The 16,752-nt window shown below is 45.5% G+C and carries 10 protein-coding genes; all 10 read left to right on the top strand.

Annotated elements, in window-relative coordinates; genetic code table 11:
• Positions 1–16 precede the first annotated feature (16 nt).
• The gene (locus NQ542_RS13630; protein WP_005633503.1) at positions 17–559 is read left to right on the top strand and encodes an RNA polymerase sigma-70 factor; all 543 of its coding nucleotides are present in this window, start codon (positions 17–19) and stop codon (positions 557–559) included.
• 648 nt (positions 560–1,207) lie between these two features.
• On the top strand, positions 1,208–2,188 hold the full coding sequence (locus tag NQ542_RS13625) for a FecR family protein (protein ID WP_005633500.1): 981 nt from the start codon (positions 1,208–1,210) through the stop codon (positions 2,186–2,188).
• 158 nt (positions 2,189–2,346) lie between these two features.
• On the top strand, positions 2,347–5,826 hold the full coding sequence (locus tag NQ542_RS13620) for a TonB-dependent receptor (protein WP_005633498.1): 3,480 nt from the start codon (positions 2,347–2,349) through the stop codon (positions 5,824–5,826).
• Between the two features lie 32 nt (positions 5,827–5,858).
• Positions 5,859–7,331 carry a RagB/SusD family nutrient uptake outer membrane protein gene (locus tag NQ542_RS13615; protein WP_039849634.1) on the top strand — a complete coding sequence of 491 codons (1,473 nt, stop codon included), beginning with the start codon at positions 5,859–5,861 and terminating at the stop codon, positions 7,329–7,331.
• Positions 7,332–7,416: 85 nt separating this feature from the next.
• Positions 7,417–8,604 carry a family 16 glycosylhydrolase gene (locus NQ542_RS13610; protein ID WP_005633494.1) on the top strand — a complete coding sequence of 396 codons (1,188 nt, stop codon included), beginning with the start codon at positions 7,417–7,419 and terminating at the stop codon, positions 8,602–8,604.
• A gap of 1 nt (position 8,605) precedes the next feature.
• The gene (locus NQ542_RS13605; RefSeq protein ID WP_005633492.1) at positions 8,606–10,177 is read left to right on the top strand and encodes a DUF4832 domain-containing protein; all 1,572 of its coding nucleotides are present in this window, start codon (positions 8,606–8,608) and stop codon (positions 10,175–10,177) included.
• On the top strand, positions 10,174–12,330 hold the full coding sequence (locus NQ542_RS13600) for an alpha-N-acetylglucosaminidase (protein ID WP_005633489.1): 2,157 nt from the start codon (positions 10,174–10,176) through the stop codon (positions 12,328–12,330). Before NQ542_RS13605 ends, NQ542_RS13600 begins: the two co-directional genes overlap by 4 nt.
• A 21-nt stretch (positions 12,331–12,351) precedes the next feature.
• On the top strand, positions 12,352–13,947 hold the full coding sequence (locus NQ542_RS13595; protein WP_005633487.1) for a glycoside hydrolase family 31 protein: 1,596 nt from the start codon (positions 12,352–12,354) through the stop codon (positions 13,945–13,947).
• Positions 13,948–14,081: 134 nt separating this feature from the next.
• Positions 14,082–14,636, top strand: a complete 555-nt coding sequence (locus NQ542_RS13590; RefSeq protein ID WP_005633485.1) for an RNA polymerase sigma-70 factor — start codon at positions 14,082–14,084, stop codon at positions 14,634–14,636.
• A 101-nt stretch (positions 14,637–14,737) separates the two neighbouring features.
• Entirely contained in the window at positions 14,738–16,726 is a 1,989-nt protein-coding gene (locus NQ542_RS13585) for a glucosidase family protein (RefSeq protein ID WP_005633483.1), read from the top strand.
• Positions 16,727–16,752: the final 26 nt, after the last annotated feature.

Raw genomic sequence — 16,752 nt, 5'->3', positions numbered from 1 at the left:
TTCTATATTTGCAAATATGGGGAATGCATCTTTGGACATAGATCAATACCGGCATATTTATACGGAGTATGCCCCGATGTTGATGCGCTTTGCGGAGAAGTTCGTTTCCGGTTTCTTTGCCGAAGATATTGTCCACGATGTATTCCTGAAGTTGTGGGACAAGCAGGTGTTCCGCCTTCCGGAGAATGACCTGAAACGGGTGCTTTATGTCTCCGTCCGAAATGCCTGCCTGGATTGTCTCCGCCGCATGAATATGGAGCAGGAGATCATCGATCATCGCGCCCTTCAGTTAAAATTGGAAGAGCTTGACTTCTTTGAGGCATCCGACGAACTTTTCATGCGAAAGGATTTGCTCGATCTGCTGATGAAAAAGGTTGCCGAACTGCCTGAAAGAAGCCAGCAAATCTTCCGTATGTCCTATCTCGAAGGTCTGAAAGCGGCCGAAATAGCAGAACGTCTGGATCTCTCTGTCCGTACGGTCGAGAACCAGCTTTATCGTTCCCTCCTTTATCTGCGTAAGAACTGTTCGAATCTGTTCCTACTGATATTTCTTTTATAAAGAATTTGCGCGTTGGCTTCACCCTGTCTTGCTATACGTTGAAAATCAATGTGTAAAAAAGTGAAGGCAAGCATCTGGACTGCCTTCACCTTAAAGATCTGCTTTCACTCATTGGAGTGACGAATTTGACCAAAGCCATCTTAATTCATGAGACGAAAGAATCAAAACAATCTCTTAAGTGAAAAAATAAAGGAATTATAGAAGCTTTTTAATGTCCTAATATACAAAAAATTAAGGCCTGTATTATAGCTCCTTGTATTTTTGGCCTAAGTCGAAAGCCTTTTTGCCTAGTGTCAAAAGCCTTTTCGACCTTAGTCAAAAAGGTATTCGACGTAGGTCAAAAGCTCTATGACTTTATAGTCTGACGATAAAAGTATGGCAGTTGCCACTCTATGATACTTTTCGTCCCCCCAACTCATTTACTGGTTTGTCTGTTTTTTTACTTTTATAGACCACCTATAACAGGATTTTTTAATACACAGTCAACCCAAATTAGGACGAGACACACATGGTGAAGGCAATTCCCGGATTATGACGAAAAAAATTGTTTTTCTTGTGAGTATTTTTTCTTTCCCGTTCGTTGTGTATATGTAAGAACCAAGTTAACCATGTGTCGACTTTGTATCTACATCTAATAATTAAGTGAAAATGGAAAACGAACATTCGGAATTAATCATCGGGTATTTGCAAGGACGGCTGCAAGGTCGGTCTTTGGACGATTTTTATGCCTGGGTGAATGAAAGTGCAGACAACAAAAAATTGTTTTTCGAGACCAAAGCACTTTATGAAGCCTGCGCTCCTTCCCGTGGTGCTTCTGAAATACACGATAGTTGGCTTCGCCTTCTCGATAAGAGAAAGTCCCGCCAGCGTAAAAGATATTCCTTATTGACCCGCATAAGTACTTATGCGGCTGTGGCAATGTTTGCCGCAGCCATTACTTCTACTGTGTTTATCTTTTCTTCGAGGGAATATGACGACCGGATTACCAGTTATGTCGGTGGAGACGGGCTTGAAGCGGATGTTGTTGTGTTGCCGGACGGAACCCGCGTCAGTCTCGGAACCCGGACTTCTTTCTCTTATGATTCCCGTTATGGTAAGTCCGAACGTATCGTGCAACTGGAAGGAGAAGCCTATTTTGAAGTAGCCAAAGATAAAGATAAGCCATTTATTGTCAAGACCAAAGAACAATCTATCGAAGCGCTCGGGACGAAGTTCAACGTTTCCGCTTATCCGACCGATTCGCTCCTGACTACGACACTGCTGGAAGGTTCTGTCCTGCTGACCACGCAGAACCTGTTACATCCTATGGTCTTAAAGCCGAACGAACAGTTTGTCTATAACAAAAGAACGCGATCAGCCCTCCTGCAACAGGTCGACGCCAACCGGTTTGTTTCGTGGACGACCGGATATTATTATTTCCCCGAACAAAGTCTTGAAGCTATTCTGTACCGGTTGAGCCATGTTTACGGCGTGCAGTTCACTGTTAAGTCGGAAGCACTGAAGCGCCGGACATTTACCGGGACTTTCTATCGGGGGCAGAGTATCAAGGATATCATGGAGATTATCCATCTGTCAATCCCGGTCCGGTATAAGATCGACGATCATCACGTGACAATATCAGAAATCTAAATAAAAACAAATTGCTAATCTTAGTAGGAAATATGAACACCAGTTAGTCTTAAACCAAAAAGAAGAGAAAATCTTGCCGGATCTTCTCTTCTGAAAGTGTGAACAATTAAACTCCCATTGCCGTGGGATCATGTTTAATCTTAAAAACATTCAAAAGTATGAATAATCAACGTATAGTTGTTTCTCTTAACCTGAAAAGAACTATAAAAATCATGAAATTAACCGTGTTAATGTTGGCTGTTTGTCTGTCAAGCGTGGTTGCTTCCACCTATGCGCAAACTGCTACTCTAAATGTTTCAGCTAAGAATGAAACTTTAGAAAAAGTGTTGAAACAGATCGAAAAGCAGTCCGAGTTCCTGTTTTTCTATAATCTGGAAGAGATCAACAAGAACGAAAAGATCTCTATCAATGAAAAGAATGCTAATATTCAGACTGTGTTGGATGCTATTGCAGCTAAAACAGGTTTGAAATACACTATCAAGGATCGTCACATTGTCCTGACTTCCGAGGCAGCTCCGGCTTCTACCGCCACCACGCAGCAGAATCGTAAGGTGACCGGTACTGTAAGCGATGCATTTGGCCCTGTCGCCGGTGCAAACGTTATCCAGAAAGGTACGACTAACGGTACTACTACCGACATGGATGGAAACTTTTCCATCGAAGTTCCGGCTAACGCGACTTTGCAGATTTCCTTTATCGGATACATCCCTCAGGACATTGTTGTGAAGAACCAGAATGTGATCAACGTTCTGTTGAAAGAAGATACACAGGCTTTGGAAGAAGTGATTGTTGTCGGTTACGGTACGATGAAGAAGAAGGATATGACAGGTGCAGTTGCATCTGTCAAGATGGATGATACTCCTGTGGCAACAGTGTCTACAGTTAGTCATGCTTTGGCTGGTAAGGCTGCCGGTTTGCAGGTCAGCACGATTAGTGCCCAGCCGGGTGGACAATCAACTTTCCGTATTCGCGGTGCCGCTTCTTCTGATAAGGCGGGGAATGACCCGTTGATCATTATTGATGGTTTTCCTGTGAATTCTCCGGGTTCATTGGATAGTGGTAATCAATATTCAGGAGGTAATAAAGATAATATCCTGGCTTCTATCAATCCAAACGATATTGAATCTATTGAAGTGCTGAAAGATGCAAGTTCGACAGCTATTTATGGTGCTCGTGCCGGTAACGGTGTGATCATCGTGACGACAAAACGAGGTAAGAGCGGGGCGGCTAAGGTACAGTATTCCGGATCGGCTTCTGTACAGCAGATAGCCAAATCTTACGAGATGTTGGACGCTTCCGGTTTTATGCGGGCAACAAACGATTATACTCGTGAACAATGGATGCGTACGAACGGTGTTGGCATTTATGGAGGAAAAGAGGCGACAGACCCTTCCCTGCCGGCTTTGACATTGCCTTATACAGATGCTCAGATTGCCAATCCGGCTAATAATACGAATTGGTTTGATGAAATATCCCGTTTAGGTTTTCAGACTTCTCATAACTTATCTATAACAGGAGGTAACGATAATACGAAGTACTTGGTTTCTGGAAACTATTTTAATCAGGATGGTGTGATTAAAAATAATGGAATGACAAGATACTCTCTTCGTGCCAATTTGGACCAGAAGTTGAGCAAATATGTAAAGATGGGGATTAATTTGACGGCGACACGTAATGAATATGACAACGTGCCTTTAGGTAGTGGCCAGAATGAGAATGCCGGAATTTTGGTTTCTGCGGCTCAGTTTAATCCGGCTTTGCCCATTCGGGATGAGAATGGCAATTATTCGATGAACTCCGATGCTTCTTTCTTGCCGAATCCTGTTTCATTGCTGGACATTACAGATAAGACGACTCAAGAGCGTTTATTGGCAAATGCATTTTTTGAAGTTCGCCCGATAGATGGCTTATTGTTGAAGGCAAATTTCGGTATCGACCGTAACTATCAAAAACTGAAACAATATTTGCCAACGACAACGCTTTATGGACAACGTGAGAATGGTGCGGCCTCTATTGCGCAGGGTGATAATTCCGACTACTTGATGGAATTGACTGCTAATTATACGAAACAGGTAGGCGACCATAACTTCAACGCTTTGGTTGGTCATTCTTATCAGTTGTTTACATATGAAATGTTTTCAGGAAAAAGCAATGACTTCATTACAGACGGTTTCTTGTATAACAACTTGGGCGCGGGTAATGCAAAACGTCCGACTGTAGGATCGAGTGCAACCAAATCTCGTATGGCTTCTTTCTTCGGTCGTTTGAACTATACGTTTAAAGACCGTTATCTGCTGACAGCGACATTGCGTGCCGATGGTTCTTCAAATTTTGCTTCGGGTGAACGTTGGGGATTCTTCCCTTCAGTTGCTGCCGGATGGCGGTTTACGGAAGAAGAGTTCTTGGCTCCTTTGAGAAATGTATTGTCTAATGGTAAATTACGTTTGAGCTATGGTGAAACAGGTAACTCCAACGTAGGAGATAAAGCTTATAGCTATTATAAAGTAGGTAACAATAATATCTTTGGCAATTCCATGATCAATGGTGTCTATTTGAGTCAACTCGGAAACAATGTTTTGACTTGGGAAACAGCCCGTGAATGGAACGTTGGTTTGGATTTAGGTTTCTTGGATGGACGTGTCAATGTAACTGCTGAATATTATCATAAAGTCGTTTCCGATTTGTTGAATGAACAGACTTTGCTGTCTTATAACGAGGTGAATAAAATCATTGCGAACGTGGGTAAGACTCAGAGTCAGGGTTTTGAATTGACGATCAATACGACTAATATCCGTAATAAGGATTTTGAATGGACATCAGACTTGACATTCTCTCTCTATCGTGACAAGTGGAAAGAACGTGATCCGAAATGGAAACCGAATGCTTATGATGAGTATAACGGATGGATGCGTTACTATTCCGGTTATTTGTCAGATGGTTTGGTTCAAGTAGGTGAAACGATCGACCATATGCCCGGTGCATTACCCGGACAGGTGAAGATCAAAGATATTGACGGATATGTTTATGAATCCGATGGTTCCATTAAAGTTGATAAGCATGGCATTCCGATGAAGACCGGAAAGCCTGATGGTAAGTTGGATGATGCAGATAAAGTGATTTACGGATCTGCTGACCCTGGATATTTATTTGGGTTTAATAATACTTTGCGTTGGAAAAACTTTGATCTCAATGTTTATTTCTATGGACAGTTTGATAAGCTTTCTGCCGGAAGTTATAAGAAACAATGGTTGAGTAATAACGTTAATGACTTGCGCCGTGGTTATAATCAGCCTACTTCAATATCGGATCTTTGGTCCTCCAGCAATCCGAACGGTACGTTACCCGGATATTTCCAGACTGAAAGTGCCTATGGGGTCGGTGACTATTATTATGAAAAGACTTGGTTCATCCGTTGTCGTAACATTACTTTAGGTTATAATATTCCTATTAAGACCAGCAAACATATTCTGTCTAACGTACGTGTGTATTTCGACGTGAACAATCCGTTTACAATCACTCCGTATACAGGTCTTGACCCGGAAACTGACATTTCAAGTTCAGAAAGTGCTCCATCTCAGTTGCAATGGGCTTACCCGAATGTTCGTACTTACAGCTTCGGTTTGGATATTACATTCTAATAGTATAAACAGTTAAAAATAAAGATAAAGTCATGAAGAAATTATTATATACAGTAATGTGCTGTTGCGCATTGGCCTCATGTACTAATTTGGATTCGGAAAGATATGATGTGATCAATCCGGATTTTTTCCCGACGAATGAAAAGGATGCGGAGGCGCTTGTTGTGGGAGGTGTTTATGCTCCTTTCCGTAGTGCGGAATATAGCGGTGTATTCAGTACGGCTCACAGTTTCCAGGTTATTGGTGATATGTCAACCGATATTGCTGTTTGTTGTTGGGTGAATGATAGCTGGATTCCGCTGACAACTCATAACTGGACTCCGAATCATTCTTATACGACTCTCAATTATACGGATTATGCCAAATATTTGGGTACAATGACATTGACATTGGATCGTATCTCAAATGTAGAAATGAGTGACGAGAAGAAGGCTTTACTGATGGCTGAAACTCATTTAGGCCGTGGTTGGCTGGCATTTTTATTGTATGATTTCTATGGGCCTATTCCAATTCCGACACTGGAAGATTTGAAGAATCCGTTGGATGAAGTAATTGAGCCGCGTGCGACTCAAGAAGAGATGACAAATTTCATTGAAACGGAATTGACTGAATCATTGAAAGGCTTGCCTACCCGTACGACACAGTTCGGACGCTTTGATAAAGGTTTGGCGTATACGATTCTAATGAAGTATTACATGCATGAGAAGAATTGGGCGAAAGCGGAAGAATGCGGCCGTGAATTGTTGAAAGCCGAATACGGTTATGGATTGATGGACAGATATGCAGATATCTTTACGCTTGAAAATGAAGGGAACAAGGAAATTATCTTTGCTTGTACGGAAGAAAGAGGTACAAATCTTCAGTTGTGGCATGACCATGCTTTACCGGGAAACTACCCGACTAAGAATGCTTCTATCCAGAAATGGGATGGTTATAAAGTCCCTTGGCCTTTCTACCGTACTTTTGAGGAAGGTGATGACCGTCTGTCTGTTTTGGTTGGCGAATATGTAGGTACTGATGGTGTATTGTTTAATGAAGAGTCTGATATCGCCAAACATGGTAACCTTTATTCTGGAGCTGTACCTGTAAAATATGGTGAAGACCCCGAATCTACAGGAGACGGCAGCCAGATCGACTTGGTTGTTTACCGTTACGCAGACGTCCTGACTTTGCTTTCTGAAGCAATTGTTCGTAAGGGAAATGCCGTAACTTCCGAAGCACTGGATCTGTTGAATCAAGTTCGTGTACGTGCCAAGCTGAATCCATATACAATGGGTGATGTAAAAGGAGTAGACGATTTCTTGCAGAAAGTATTGGATGAAAGAGGGCATGAGCTTTGGTTCGAAGGTGTCCGCCGTTCCGACCTGATCCGTCACGGACAGTTTATCCAGAATGCAAGAGACCGTGGTTGTACGACGACTAAAGATGAGTTTGTTTTATTCCCGCTGCCTCAAGCTGTAATCAACGAAGGTAAGGGCAAAATCGTTCAGAATCCAGGTTATTGATCCGATTCTTTTAGAGTCTATATTTAAATTGAGAAAGGGCCGCTTCATTTGCGGCCTTTTTTCTCTCCGTTAACAAATAAATATCATGAGCAATAAATATCTATTCAGTACACTTCTTGCCTGTTTCCTTTTGCAGGTCGGCTTACAGAACATACAGGCGCAGGATTATCCCGCCAGCCCGTTGGAGAAAGAGGGTTACCGTTTGATTTTTCACGATGAGTTTGAAGGGAAAGAGATCGACCGGACGAAATGGATTCCTGAGTATCTGCCTTCTTGGCCGAAAGACCGGACTGTCTGTACACCGACGTATGAGATGAAAGACGGGGTGGTCCGGTTGACGATCGACCGGGATTCAAAAAATGAGTTTGATAAGGGAATGTATATATCAGGTTTTATGAGTGCCAGCCGCACCGGTATGCATCACTATGATCCGAAAAGGAAAGCCCTTCATTCGATCAAGACGGAAGCTACACAAATAAACCAGTATGGCTATTATGAAATGCGTGCCAAGATGCAAGCTGGGGGCGGGGTGCATTGTGCCTGGTGGTTGATCGGGTTTGAAGATGATCCGAACCAAAGTTGCGAGATCGATATCTTTGAAATATTGGGGACTGATGTCAATCGTATCTGGTCTACCGTACACAGCTGGAAAGACTCGACGATCCAGTATCACACGGAACATCCTTGGTTCGCTAATAAGAAATTGGCGGAAGAGTTTCATGTATATGGCTTCGACTGGACACCGGAAGGTGTGACTGTGTATGTGGATGGCATACAGGTGATGACGCATAAGGCGACGATCACTTATCCGCTGGTTCAGATTATCTCTTTCTATGACAATCGGAAAGCGAAGAACGGCTGGACAGGGACTTACGATCCTTCCGTCCCGTATCCGAAGAGTTTCGATATCGACTATATCCGCATGTACAAGAAGATACCCGAAGGCTGTCAGGCAGTACCGGAAAATGAGTTACGCATCACTTCTATCGAGCCGGCACGCTTGCAGGTATCCGAAGGAAAAGCTACCTTGCGCGATATTGACGGACATGTGACACGCGAGTTGTTATACACGCCTTCGTTTGTAAATGTGCATTATAACGACGGGACGGTAACACAGCAGTTTGTGGAATGGGAACCGTTGGATGATAAAGCTTTGCGCTTGGTTCAGGATGCCGGAACAGTTATCGTGAATGGGAAGATTACCGGTCTGCCGGATGGCTTGCTGAAAGGGCAGGAGGCTACATTGATTATAACAACAACTAAAAACGATTGATATGAAAAACATTGCGACCTTTATGCTGGTTTCCGCATTGATGCTTGGATTTTTCACCTCTTGCGATTCCGGGGTGCAGCATCGTACTTTCCGGGGTATTTATGCGGATGATCCGGCTGGAATGGAAGGGCTGTATAACCCCGAAAGAGGATTCCGACTTGAAGTGGCACTGGATGTAACGGAAAAGAACTATGTCTGGGCTCCCGAAGAATATCCTGATATCACTTCTTATCTGGAAGAACAGTCCGAACTCTATGCTTCCGATAGCGTATCACTGGTTCAGACCTACTTCTATTTGACGGGAGCAGTCGGAAAAGAGTTGACAGGAGAGGATTTTCGGACAATGGGTATTTTCTTTGACAAATTAAGGTCCTTAGGCAAGAAAGCGGTCCTCCGTTTTGCTTATGAAACCCAGTTTTTGGGGCGGGCGGCTACTGGTCCTACATTGGAAGACATCATTCGCCATACGGAACAGCTCAAGCCTTTCCTTGAAGAGAATAAGGATGTGATTCAGGTTGTACAGGCTGGCATGATCGGTGCTTGGGGAGAATGGCACAGTTCTTTTCATGGTCTCGAAAAGTCGGACGATACGAAACGGACTATTTTGCAACATATCTGCCGGATGACACCGGAAGGACGGGCTGTCCAGATACGGGTTCCCGAATATAAGAACCTGCTGGATACGGCTTCTAATGATTATAAACGGATTTCTTTCCATGACGACTTTATTGTGATCAAAAAGCATCAGTGGGATGGCGGAATGTCAGAAGGTACGCCTGCTTATGAGCAGATTGTGCGTGAGTCTCCTTGTTTTCCGGTCGACGGAGAATTACCTTGGGGAACCTGGAGCATGAATGAGGACCCCGATAATCCTGAAGCCGGGTGGATCATTGATGGATTGCAAACGGCACGCCGCCTGTTCCTGCAACATTTCACTTCTCTTAGCGTGATTCATAACTATAAGGAAAAGAATACGAAAGATAAGTATTCGATGATGTACTGGAAGGAAACTCCTGTTTCCACAGAATTCCTGCGGGAGAACAAGATGCCGGTGTCGGATGGGTATTTCATCAGGAAAGATGGCTCTGTAGCGGAACGGAATGTATTCGATTATATCCGGGACCATCTCGGTTACCGTATCGAGTTGCAGGAGATGACGGCTCCGGCGGTTTTGCTTGCCGGACAGGCTAATCCTGTCGAAATATCTTTGATAAACCGCGGTTTCTCGACTTTGTTTAATGAACATCCTGTCTATCTGGTCTTGATTGACGAGTCCGGTAAGGTTTGCCATGTCGCCTTGACGGATGCGAATGTGAATGACTGGCAACCGTATGAAACGGGCGACAGCTCCTGCACTCCGCTCCTGCATACGATTTCTACCGACTTGCAGATTCCGCTTGGTCTGGCAAAGGGAATGTACAGCCTCGGCCTATGGATTCCCGACGGCTCCGCCCGTTTGCAGTATGACAATCGTTTTGCGATCCGTTGTGCAAACGGCGATACGCAGTGGTGGGTGTCTCCTGACGGAAAGTATGGCGTCAATATCTTAATGAATAAAATCTCTGTCAAATGAAAATCATCCATATCCTCGGCATGTTGCTGGTTGCGCTTGTCGTAAAAGCGGCTTCCCCTATCGAAGGGTTGCTGGAACGTATCGACAAAGGTGCGTCGCGTAAATTTATGATTGAACAGGTGAAATCTCCTGTCGATTTTTTCGAACTCGACCAGAAAGGTGACAAGGTCGTGATCCGGGGTAATAATTATGTGAGTATCGCGACCGGGCTGAACTGGTATCTGAAATATCATGTCGGAATTCATCTTTCCTGGAATGGCATGCAGGCCGAATTGCCGGAGGTATTGCCGGCAGTGAAGCAGAAAGAACGTCATGAGACGGATATGAAATACCGCTATGACTTCAACTATTGTACCTTCTCTTATACGATGGCCTTTTGGGATTGGACGCGTTGGGAGAAAGAGATCGACTGGATGGCGTTGCATGGCATTAACTTGCCATTGGCGATGGTCGGGACGGATGGCGTTTGGTACAATGTGCTGAGCAAGTTAGGCTATACGAAGGAAGAAATCAACGATTTTGTAGCCGGTCCCGGTTTCCAGGCTTGGTGGTTGATGAACAACTTGGAAGGTTGGGGCGGCCCGAATCCGGATAGTTGGTATAAGCAGCAGATCGCTTTGCAGAAACGGATCGTGAAGCGGATGCGTGAATATGGTATCGAACCGGTATTCCCCGGATACTCCGGTATGGTTCCTCATAATGCAAAAGAGAAGTTAGGTTTGAATGTCTCTGATCCGGGATTATGGAACGGATATCGCCGTCCGGCATTTTTGCAACCGACAGATCCGCGTTTCGAGGAGATCGCTTCCTTATATTATAAGGAGATGAACAAGCTGTACGGCAAAGCGGACTATTACAGTATGGACCCGTTCCATGAAGGCGGAAGTGTGGCCGGCGTGGATCTGGATGCAGCTGGAAAGGCCATTATGCAGGCAATGAAGAAAAATAATCCGAAAGCTGTCTGGGTGGCTCAGGCATGGCAGGCGAACCCGCGTCCGCAGATGATCGGAAATTTGGAGGCGGGAGATCTGATCGTGTTGGATCTGTTCGCGGAAAGCCGTCCGCAGTGGGGAGATCCTGCATCTACTTGGTACCGGAAGGACGGGTTCGGACAGCATGACTGGATTTATTGTATGTTGCTGAACTATGGTGGGAACGTTGGATTACACGGGAAGCTGAAGCACGTGATCGACGAGTTCTATAAGGCGAAGGAAAGTCCGTTCGGTAAAACGCTGAAAGGAGTCGGCATGACGATGGAGGGGAGCGAAAACAACCCGGTCATGTTCGAACTGTTGACGGAACTGCCTTGGTGTCCGCAGCGTTTCGACAAGGATCAGTGGTTGAGGGAGTATACGGTTGCCCGTTACGGAAAGAGCAATCCCACGGTGCAGGACGCTTGGATACTGTTGAGCAATTCCATCTATAACTGTCCGGATGCAAATACGCAGCAGGGAACTCATGAATCTGTATTCTGTGCCCGTCCTACCGAACATCCGTATCAGGTTTCAAGCTGGTCGGAGATGAAAGACTATTATGATCCGAACGATGTGATTCGTGCTGCCGCTATGATGGTGTCTGTAGCCGATGAGTTCAAGGGAAACAATAATTTCGAGTATGATTTGGTCGATATCGTCCGCCAGGCGATCGCCGAGAAAGGACGTCTTACGGAGAAGGTTGTTGAGGCCGCTTTTGCCGCTGGCGACAAAAAGTTGTATAAGGATGCTTCCGACCGTTTCCTGCGTTTGATCCTGTTGCAGGACGAATTGCTGGCAACGCGTCCTGAATTTAAGGTTGGAACCTGGATCGCTCGTGCCCGCAGCCTCGGAGGTACTCCTGAAGAAAAGGAATTGTACGAGTGGAATGCCCGTGTACAGATTACGACTTGGGGTAACCGATTGGCGGCCGACGAAGGCGGCTTGCGCGATTATGCCCATCGCGAATGGAATGGTATCCTGAAAGATTTCTATTATATGCGCTGGAAAACCTGGTTCGATTATCAGACTCGGCTTTTGGATGGCAGAAAAACGGCGGCTATCGACTTTTATGCAATCGAGGAACGCTGGACGAAAGCAACAAATGTTTATTCGAGCGAACCGGAAGGAGATTGTATTTCGACAGTAAAACGTATATTTGTGGAAATATTCGGCAAATAACATAACAACATTGAATATATTATGACACGTAAATCAATCTGTCTCCTTTTCTTGGTTCTCTTGGCATTGCCCTGCTTTGCTGCGAGCAAGTACGAATCGAAAATAACGTCTCTCGAAGGAGAGAAATGGTGGGGCGGTGCAGTCGGCTTGGGATCGAAGATGCCTTTTGAAGGTGACTTGCGTTTGTTCGACCTCTCTGCCGAGAACCTGAACAATCAGAACGTGCCGCTTCTGCTTTCTTCGGAGGGACGGTATATTTGGAGTGACAAGCCGTTTTCTTTTCAGGTCGAGAATGGAGAGTTGCGTTTGTATTCCGATTATGAGAAGATGGAGCCGGTATTGGCGGGCCGTACGTTGAAGGATGCTTATATGGCTGCTTCTGCCAAACATTTCCCACCTTCCGGTGATTTGCCGGATCCGTTGTTCTTTTCCATGCCGCAGTATAATACCTGGATCGAACTGATGTATAACCAGAATCAGGAGGATATCCTGAAATATGCGGGTCATGTATTGGAGAATGATTTTCCGGTCGGCGTGTTCATGGTGGATGACAACTGGCAGAAATATTATGGCAATTTCGACTTTAAACCCGAACGTTTTCCTGATCCGAAAGGAATGATTGATCGTCTGCACAGACAGGGATTCAAGATCATGTTCTGGATTTGCCCGTTCGTCAGTCCGGATAGCCCGGAGTTTCGTGAGCTTCAGCAGAAAGGATTCCTGATCAAAAAAAGGGGGACGAATGAAGCGGCCATCATTCCGTGGTGGAACGGTTATAGTGCCTGCTATGACCTTAGCAATCCGGCCGCTGCCGAACATCTGAAACAACAATTGCGCGGCATGCAGGAGAAATATGGGGCGGATGGTTTCAAGTTTGATGCCGGTGATATCGGTCATTATAACGATCCGGAACTGGAGTTTTACGATAAGTCGGCTACTTCAGTGGATATGTGCCGGTATTGGGCGAAGATCGGGTTGGATTTCCCGTTTAACGAATATCGTGCCGGATGGAAGATGGGAGGTGAAGCGCTGGTTCAGCGTCTGGGTGATAAAGATTACTCTTGGAATGCGGTCGGCCTGCTGATCCCTGATATGATTGCTGCCGGTTTGCTGGGATATGCCTATGCCTGTCCGGATATGATCGGCGGAGGCCAGTTCGCCTCTTTCCTGGGAGTAGACCAGACGAAGCTCGATCAAGAGTTGATCGTGCGTTCCTGCCAGGTACATGCCTTGATGCCGATGATGCAATTCTCGGTGGCTCCTTGGCGCATCCTCGATGAAAAGCATCTGGCGATTTGCCGTGATTATGCCCGTCTGCATGAGAAGATGGGAGCATATATTCTGGAACAGGCGTATCATGCCGCAAAGACCGGTGAGCCGATCATCCGGCATATGGAATATGCGTTTCCGCACCAGGGGTTCGTTGATTGCAAGGATCAGTTCATGTTGGGTGACAGATATCTGGTTGCCCCGGTACTGACCAAGGAACACACGCGCAAAGTGATGCTGCCAGAAGGTGTATGGGTAGACGATACGGGTAAGAAGTTCAAGGGACCGAAAACGATTGAAGTGACAGCTCCTCTGGAACGCCTGCCTTGGTTCGAAAAAGTAAAATAAGCGGTTGAAAACATGGGTTTCTGATTCGCATAAACGAGAGAGGAGATATAAACGTTGTTTTCAGATTGTTTTTCTAAAATAACAGTCTGGAAACAGCGTTTTTTGTACTATCTTTATCGGCGAAAAGAGACATTATGGAAACAGCCTCGGAGATAAAAGCTTTTAATAAATTGTTTGCCGATTACCACGGATTGTTTGTGCGTTTCGCCAATACGTACCTGCAAGATGAAGCGGCAGCGGAAGATATTGCTGTTGAGGGAATCATGTATTATTGGGAAAATCGCCATTCTCTTTCTTCCGATTCGAATATTCCTGCCTATATCCTGGAAGCGATCAAACATAAATGTCTGAATTACCTTCGTCATCTTCGTGTCCGCGAAGATGTGGAACAACGTATCCAGGAGCATCAGCAACGGGTGAATAGTCTGAGGATTGCCACCCTTGAAGCCTGCGATCCTCAGGAAATTTTCAGTTCGGAGGCCGGACGGCTCGTGGATGAGGCATTGGCAATGATGTCCGACAAAACCCGCCGGATCTTTATCATGAGCCGCTATGAAAATAAAACATACCCGGAAATCGCTGCCTATTTCTCGCTTTCCGTCAAGAGTGTGGAGTTCCACATATCCAAAGCATTGAAGATATTGAAAGTGAAGTTGAAGGATTATATGACGATTGTTTTGTTCATGTGAAACAAAAGTATTTCAGAAAAAATGATATTTTTTTAGGGGATATCTCTTTTGAGGTGCTTATTATAAAAGAAATTTGAAAAACACATTATTGATTAAGTAACATGAGAAAACAGATTTACTGCCTTTTATCTTTTTTATGGATTAGCTGCCTCTCCGTATCGGCAGCCGATCGCTGGGCTATTAATTCTGCCGGTGGTATTACCTGGCAGGTGGATGAGCGGGTTCCGCATGAGGATCATATTGAAATGAGTGGGTTGAGAGTTTCGACCGTGCTTCGCTACGGAGTCGATGCAAACGGCGCCTTTATGCTGAACAGAAGTATGGTATGGCCGATGCTACGCACGATTCCGAATAATACTCATGCCAGCTTGATGCGTCGTTTTGCCTGGAACGTGACGGATATGGTCGAGGTAAACGGGCAGTCTTTGCTGAATGAGAAAGTAAAGGAGGTTACGTTGAACGGCACGATGGTCGTCCAGAGCGAATACACACTTCCCCGTAAGGGAAAACTCGGCTTGACACGTATCTTGTTTCCTTCCGTTTCGAATCCGGCTTTTTGTGAAAAATATATTTTACGGAATATAGGTGAATCTGCGATATCGGTGGAAATCCCTTCTTCACGCTCTGTTGTCGAGACAGATGCCGCGAAAGGGGTGGATGGCAGCTATAAATTAGTTTCGACTATCAACGGACAGGTGGCTCGTCAGTTGCAACCTGGTGAGGAGTTGACGTTCAGTGCGACTTTTGCCGGATACAAAAAGGATGAGCGCGAGCTATCGTTAGATATTGACCGGGAATTACAGGCCCGGCAGGATTTGATTGCCGGATTCTGGGATAACCTGGTTCTGGATACGCCCGATCCTGTCATCAATACAATGTTCGCCTTTGCAAAAATCCGTGGAGCGGAAAGTATTTACGATACGAAAGGAGGCCTTATGCATGGCCCCGGAGGCGAATCCTACTATGCTGCTATCTGGGCAAACGACCAGGCGGAATATATCAACCCTTTCTTCCCTTATTTGGGATATGAGGTCGGAAACCGTTCCGCACTGTGCTCGTATGAACATTTTGCCCGCTTCATGAATCCGGAATACAAGCCGTTGCCTAGCTCGATCATAGCGGAAGGCATTGATGTTTGGGCAGGAGCCGGTGATCGTGGCGATGCGGCGATGGTCGCTTATGGTGCTTCCCGTTATGCTTTGTCCAAAGGAGATAAGGCAGAAGCCGAAAAGTTGTGGCCATTGATCGAATGGTGCTTGGAATATTGTCGGCGCAATTTGAACAAGAGTGGTGTTGTGGCTTCCGATGCGGATGAACTGGAAAACCGTTTCCCAGCAGGGAAAGCAAATCTTTGTACTTCTTCCTTATATTATGATGCTTTGATCTCAGCAGGTTATTTAGGGAAGGATTTAGGTAAGCCGGTTGCAGCCTATGCTCGCCAGGCTACAGCCCTGAAGAAAAATATCGACCGCTATTTCGGCGGGACCGTCGAAGGATTTGATACCTATAAATATTATGAAGGAAATGATGTCCTGCGTTCTTGGATCTGCATTCCGCTCACGGTCGGGATACAGGATCGGAAAGATGCGACCATCCAGGCGTTGTTCTCTCCGCGCCTGTGGACGGAGAACGGTTTGCTGACGCAGGCCGGAAGTGAAACATTCTGGGATCGCTCCACCTTGTATGCGTTGCGTGGCGTGTATGCTTGCGGTGAGACGGAGAAGGCTACCGATTATTTGAGATTCTATTCTTCCCAGCGTCTGTTGGGTGAACATGTCCCTTATGCAATCGAGGCATGGCCGGAAGGCAACCAGCGCCATCTGTCTGCCGAAAGCGGTTTGTATTGCCGTATCATTACGGAAGGGATGTTCGGCATTCGTCCGACCGGCCTGAATTCGTTTGTCTTTACTCCCCGCCTGCCGCAAGAGTGGGATCATATGAACCTGCGTAAGATTTGCGCGTTCAATCAAGTATTCGATATTGAAGTGAAGCGTCTTGGCGATCAACTGCAAGTTGCCGTTATCGCAGACGGAAAAACGATCAGCAACCGGAAAATAAAGGAAGGTGAAAATATTCGGATAAAATTTTAGGGGGTTGCTTTCGAGAGGTGCTTATA

Origin of the sequence: Parabacteroides merdae ATCC 43184 (assembly GCF_025151215.1) — a bacterium.
GTDB lineage: Bacteria > Bacteroidota > Bacteroidia > Bacteroidales > Tannerellaceae > Parabacteroides > Parabacteroides merdae.
The sequence above is the reverse complement of the archived record's forward strand: the minus strand, read 5'-3'. Positions and strand labels throughout refer to the sequence as shown.

Excerpts from the sequence above, each read along its gene's own strand:
- NQ542_RS13630 (WP_005633503.1), top strand. The coding sequence starts at position 17 with ATGGGGAATGCATCTTTGGACATAGATCAATACCGGCATATTTATACG.
- NQ542_RS13625 (WP_005633500.1), top strand. The coding sequence starts at position 1,208 with ATGGAAAACGAACATTCGGAATTAATCATCGGGTATTTGCAAGGACGG.
- NQ542_RS13620 (WP_005633498.1), top strand. The coding sequence starts at position 2,347 with ATGAATAATCAACGTATAGTTGTTTCTCTTAACCTGAAAAGAACTATA.
- NQ542_RS13615 (WP_039849634.1), top strand. The coding sequence starts at position 5,859 with ATGAAGAAATTATTATATACAGTAATGTGCTGTTGCGCATTGGCCTCA.
- NQ542_RS13610 (WP_005633494.1), top strand. The coding sequence starts at position 7,417 with ATGAGCAATAAATATCTATTCAGTACACTTCTTGCCTGTTTCCTTTTG.
- NQ542_RS13605 (WP_005633492.1), top strand. The coding sequence starts at position 8,606 with ATGAAAAACATTGCGACCTTTATGCTGGTTTCCGCATTGATGCTTGGA.
- NQ542_RS13600 (WP_005633489.1), top strand. The coding sequence starts at position 10,174 with ATGAAAATCATCCATATCCTCGGCATGTTGCTGGTTGCGCTTGTCGTA.
- NQ542_RS13595 (WP_005633487.1), top strand. The coding sequence starts at position 12,352 with ATGACACGTAAATCAATCTGTCTCCTTTTCTTGGTTCTCTTGGCATTG.
- NQ542_RS13590 (WP_005633485.1), top strand. The coding sequence starts at position 14,082 with ATGGAAACAGCCTCGGAGATAAAAGCTTTTAATAAATTGTTTGCCGAT.
- NQ542_RS13585 (WP_005633483.1), top strand. The coding sequence starts at position 14,738 with ATGAGAAAACAGATTTACTGCCTTTTATCTTTTTTATGGATTAGCTGC.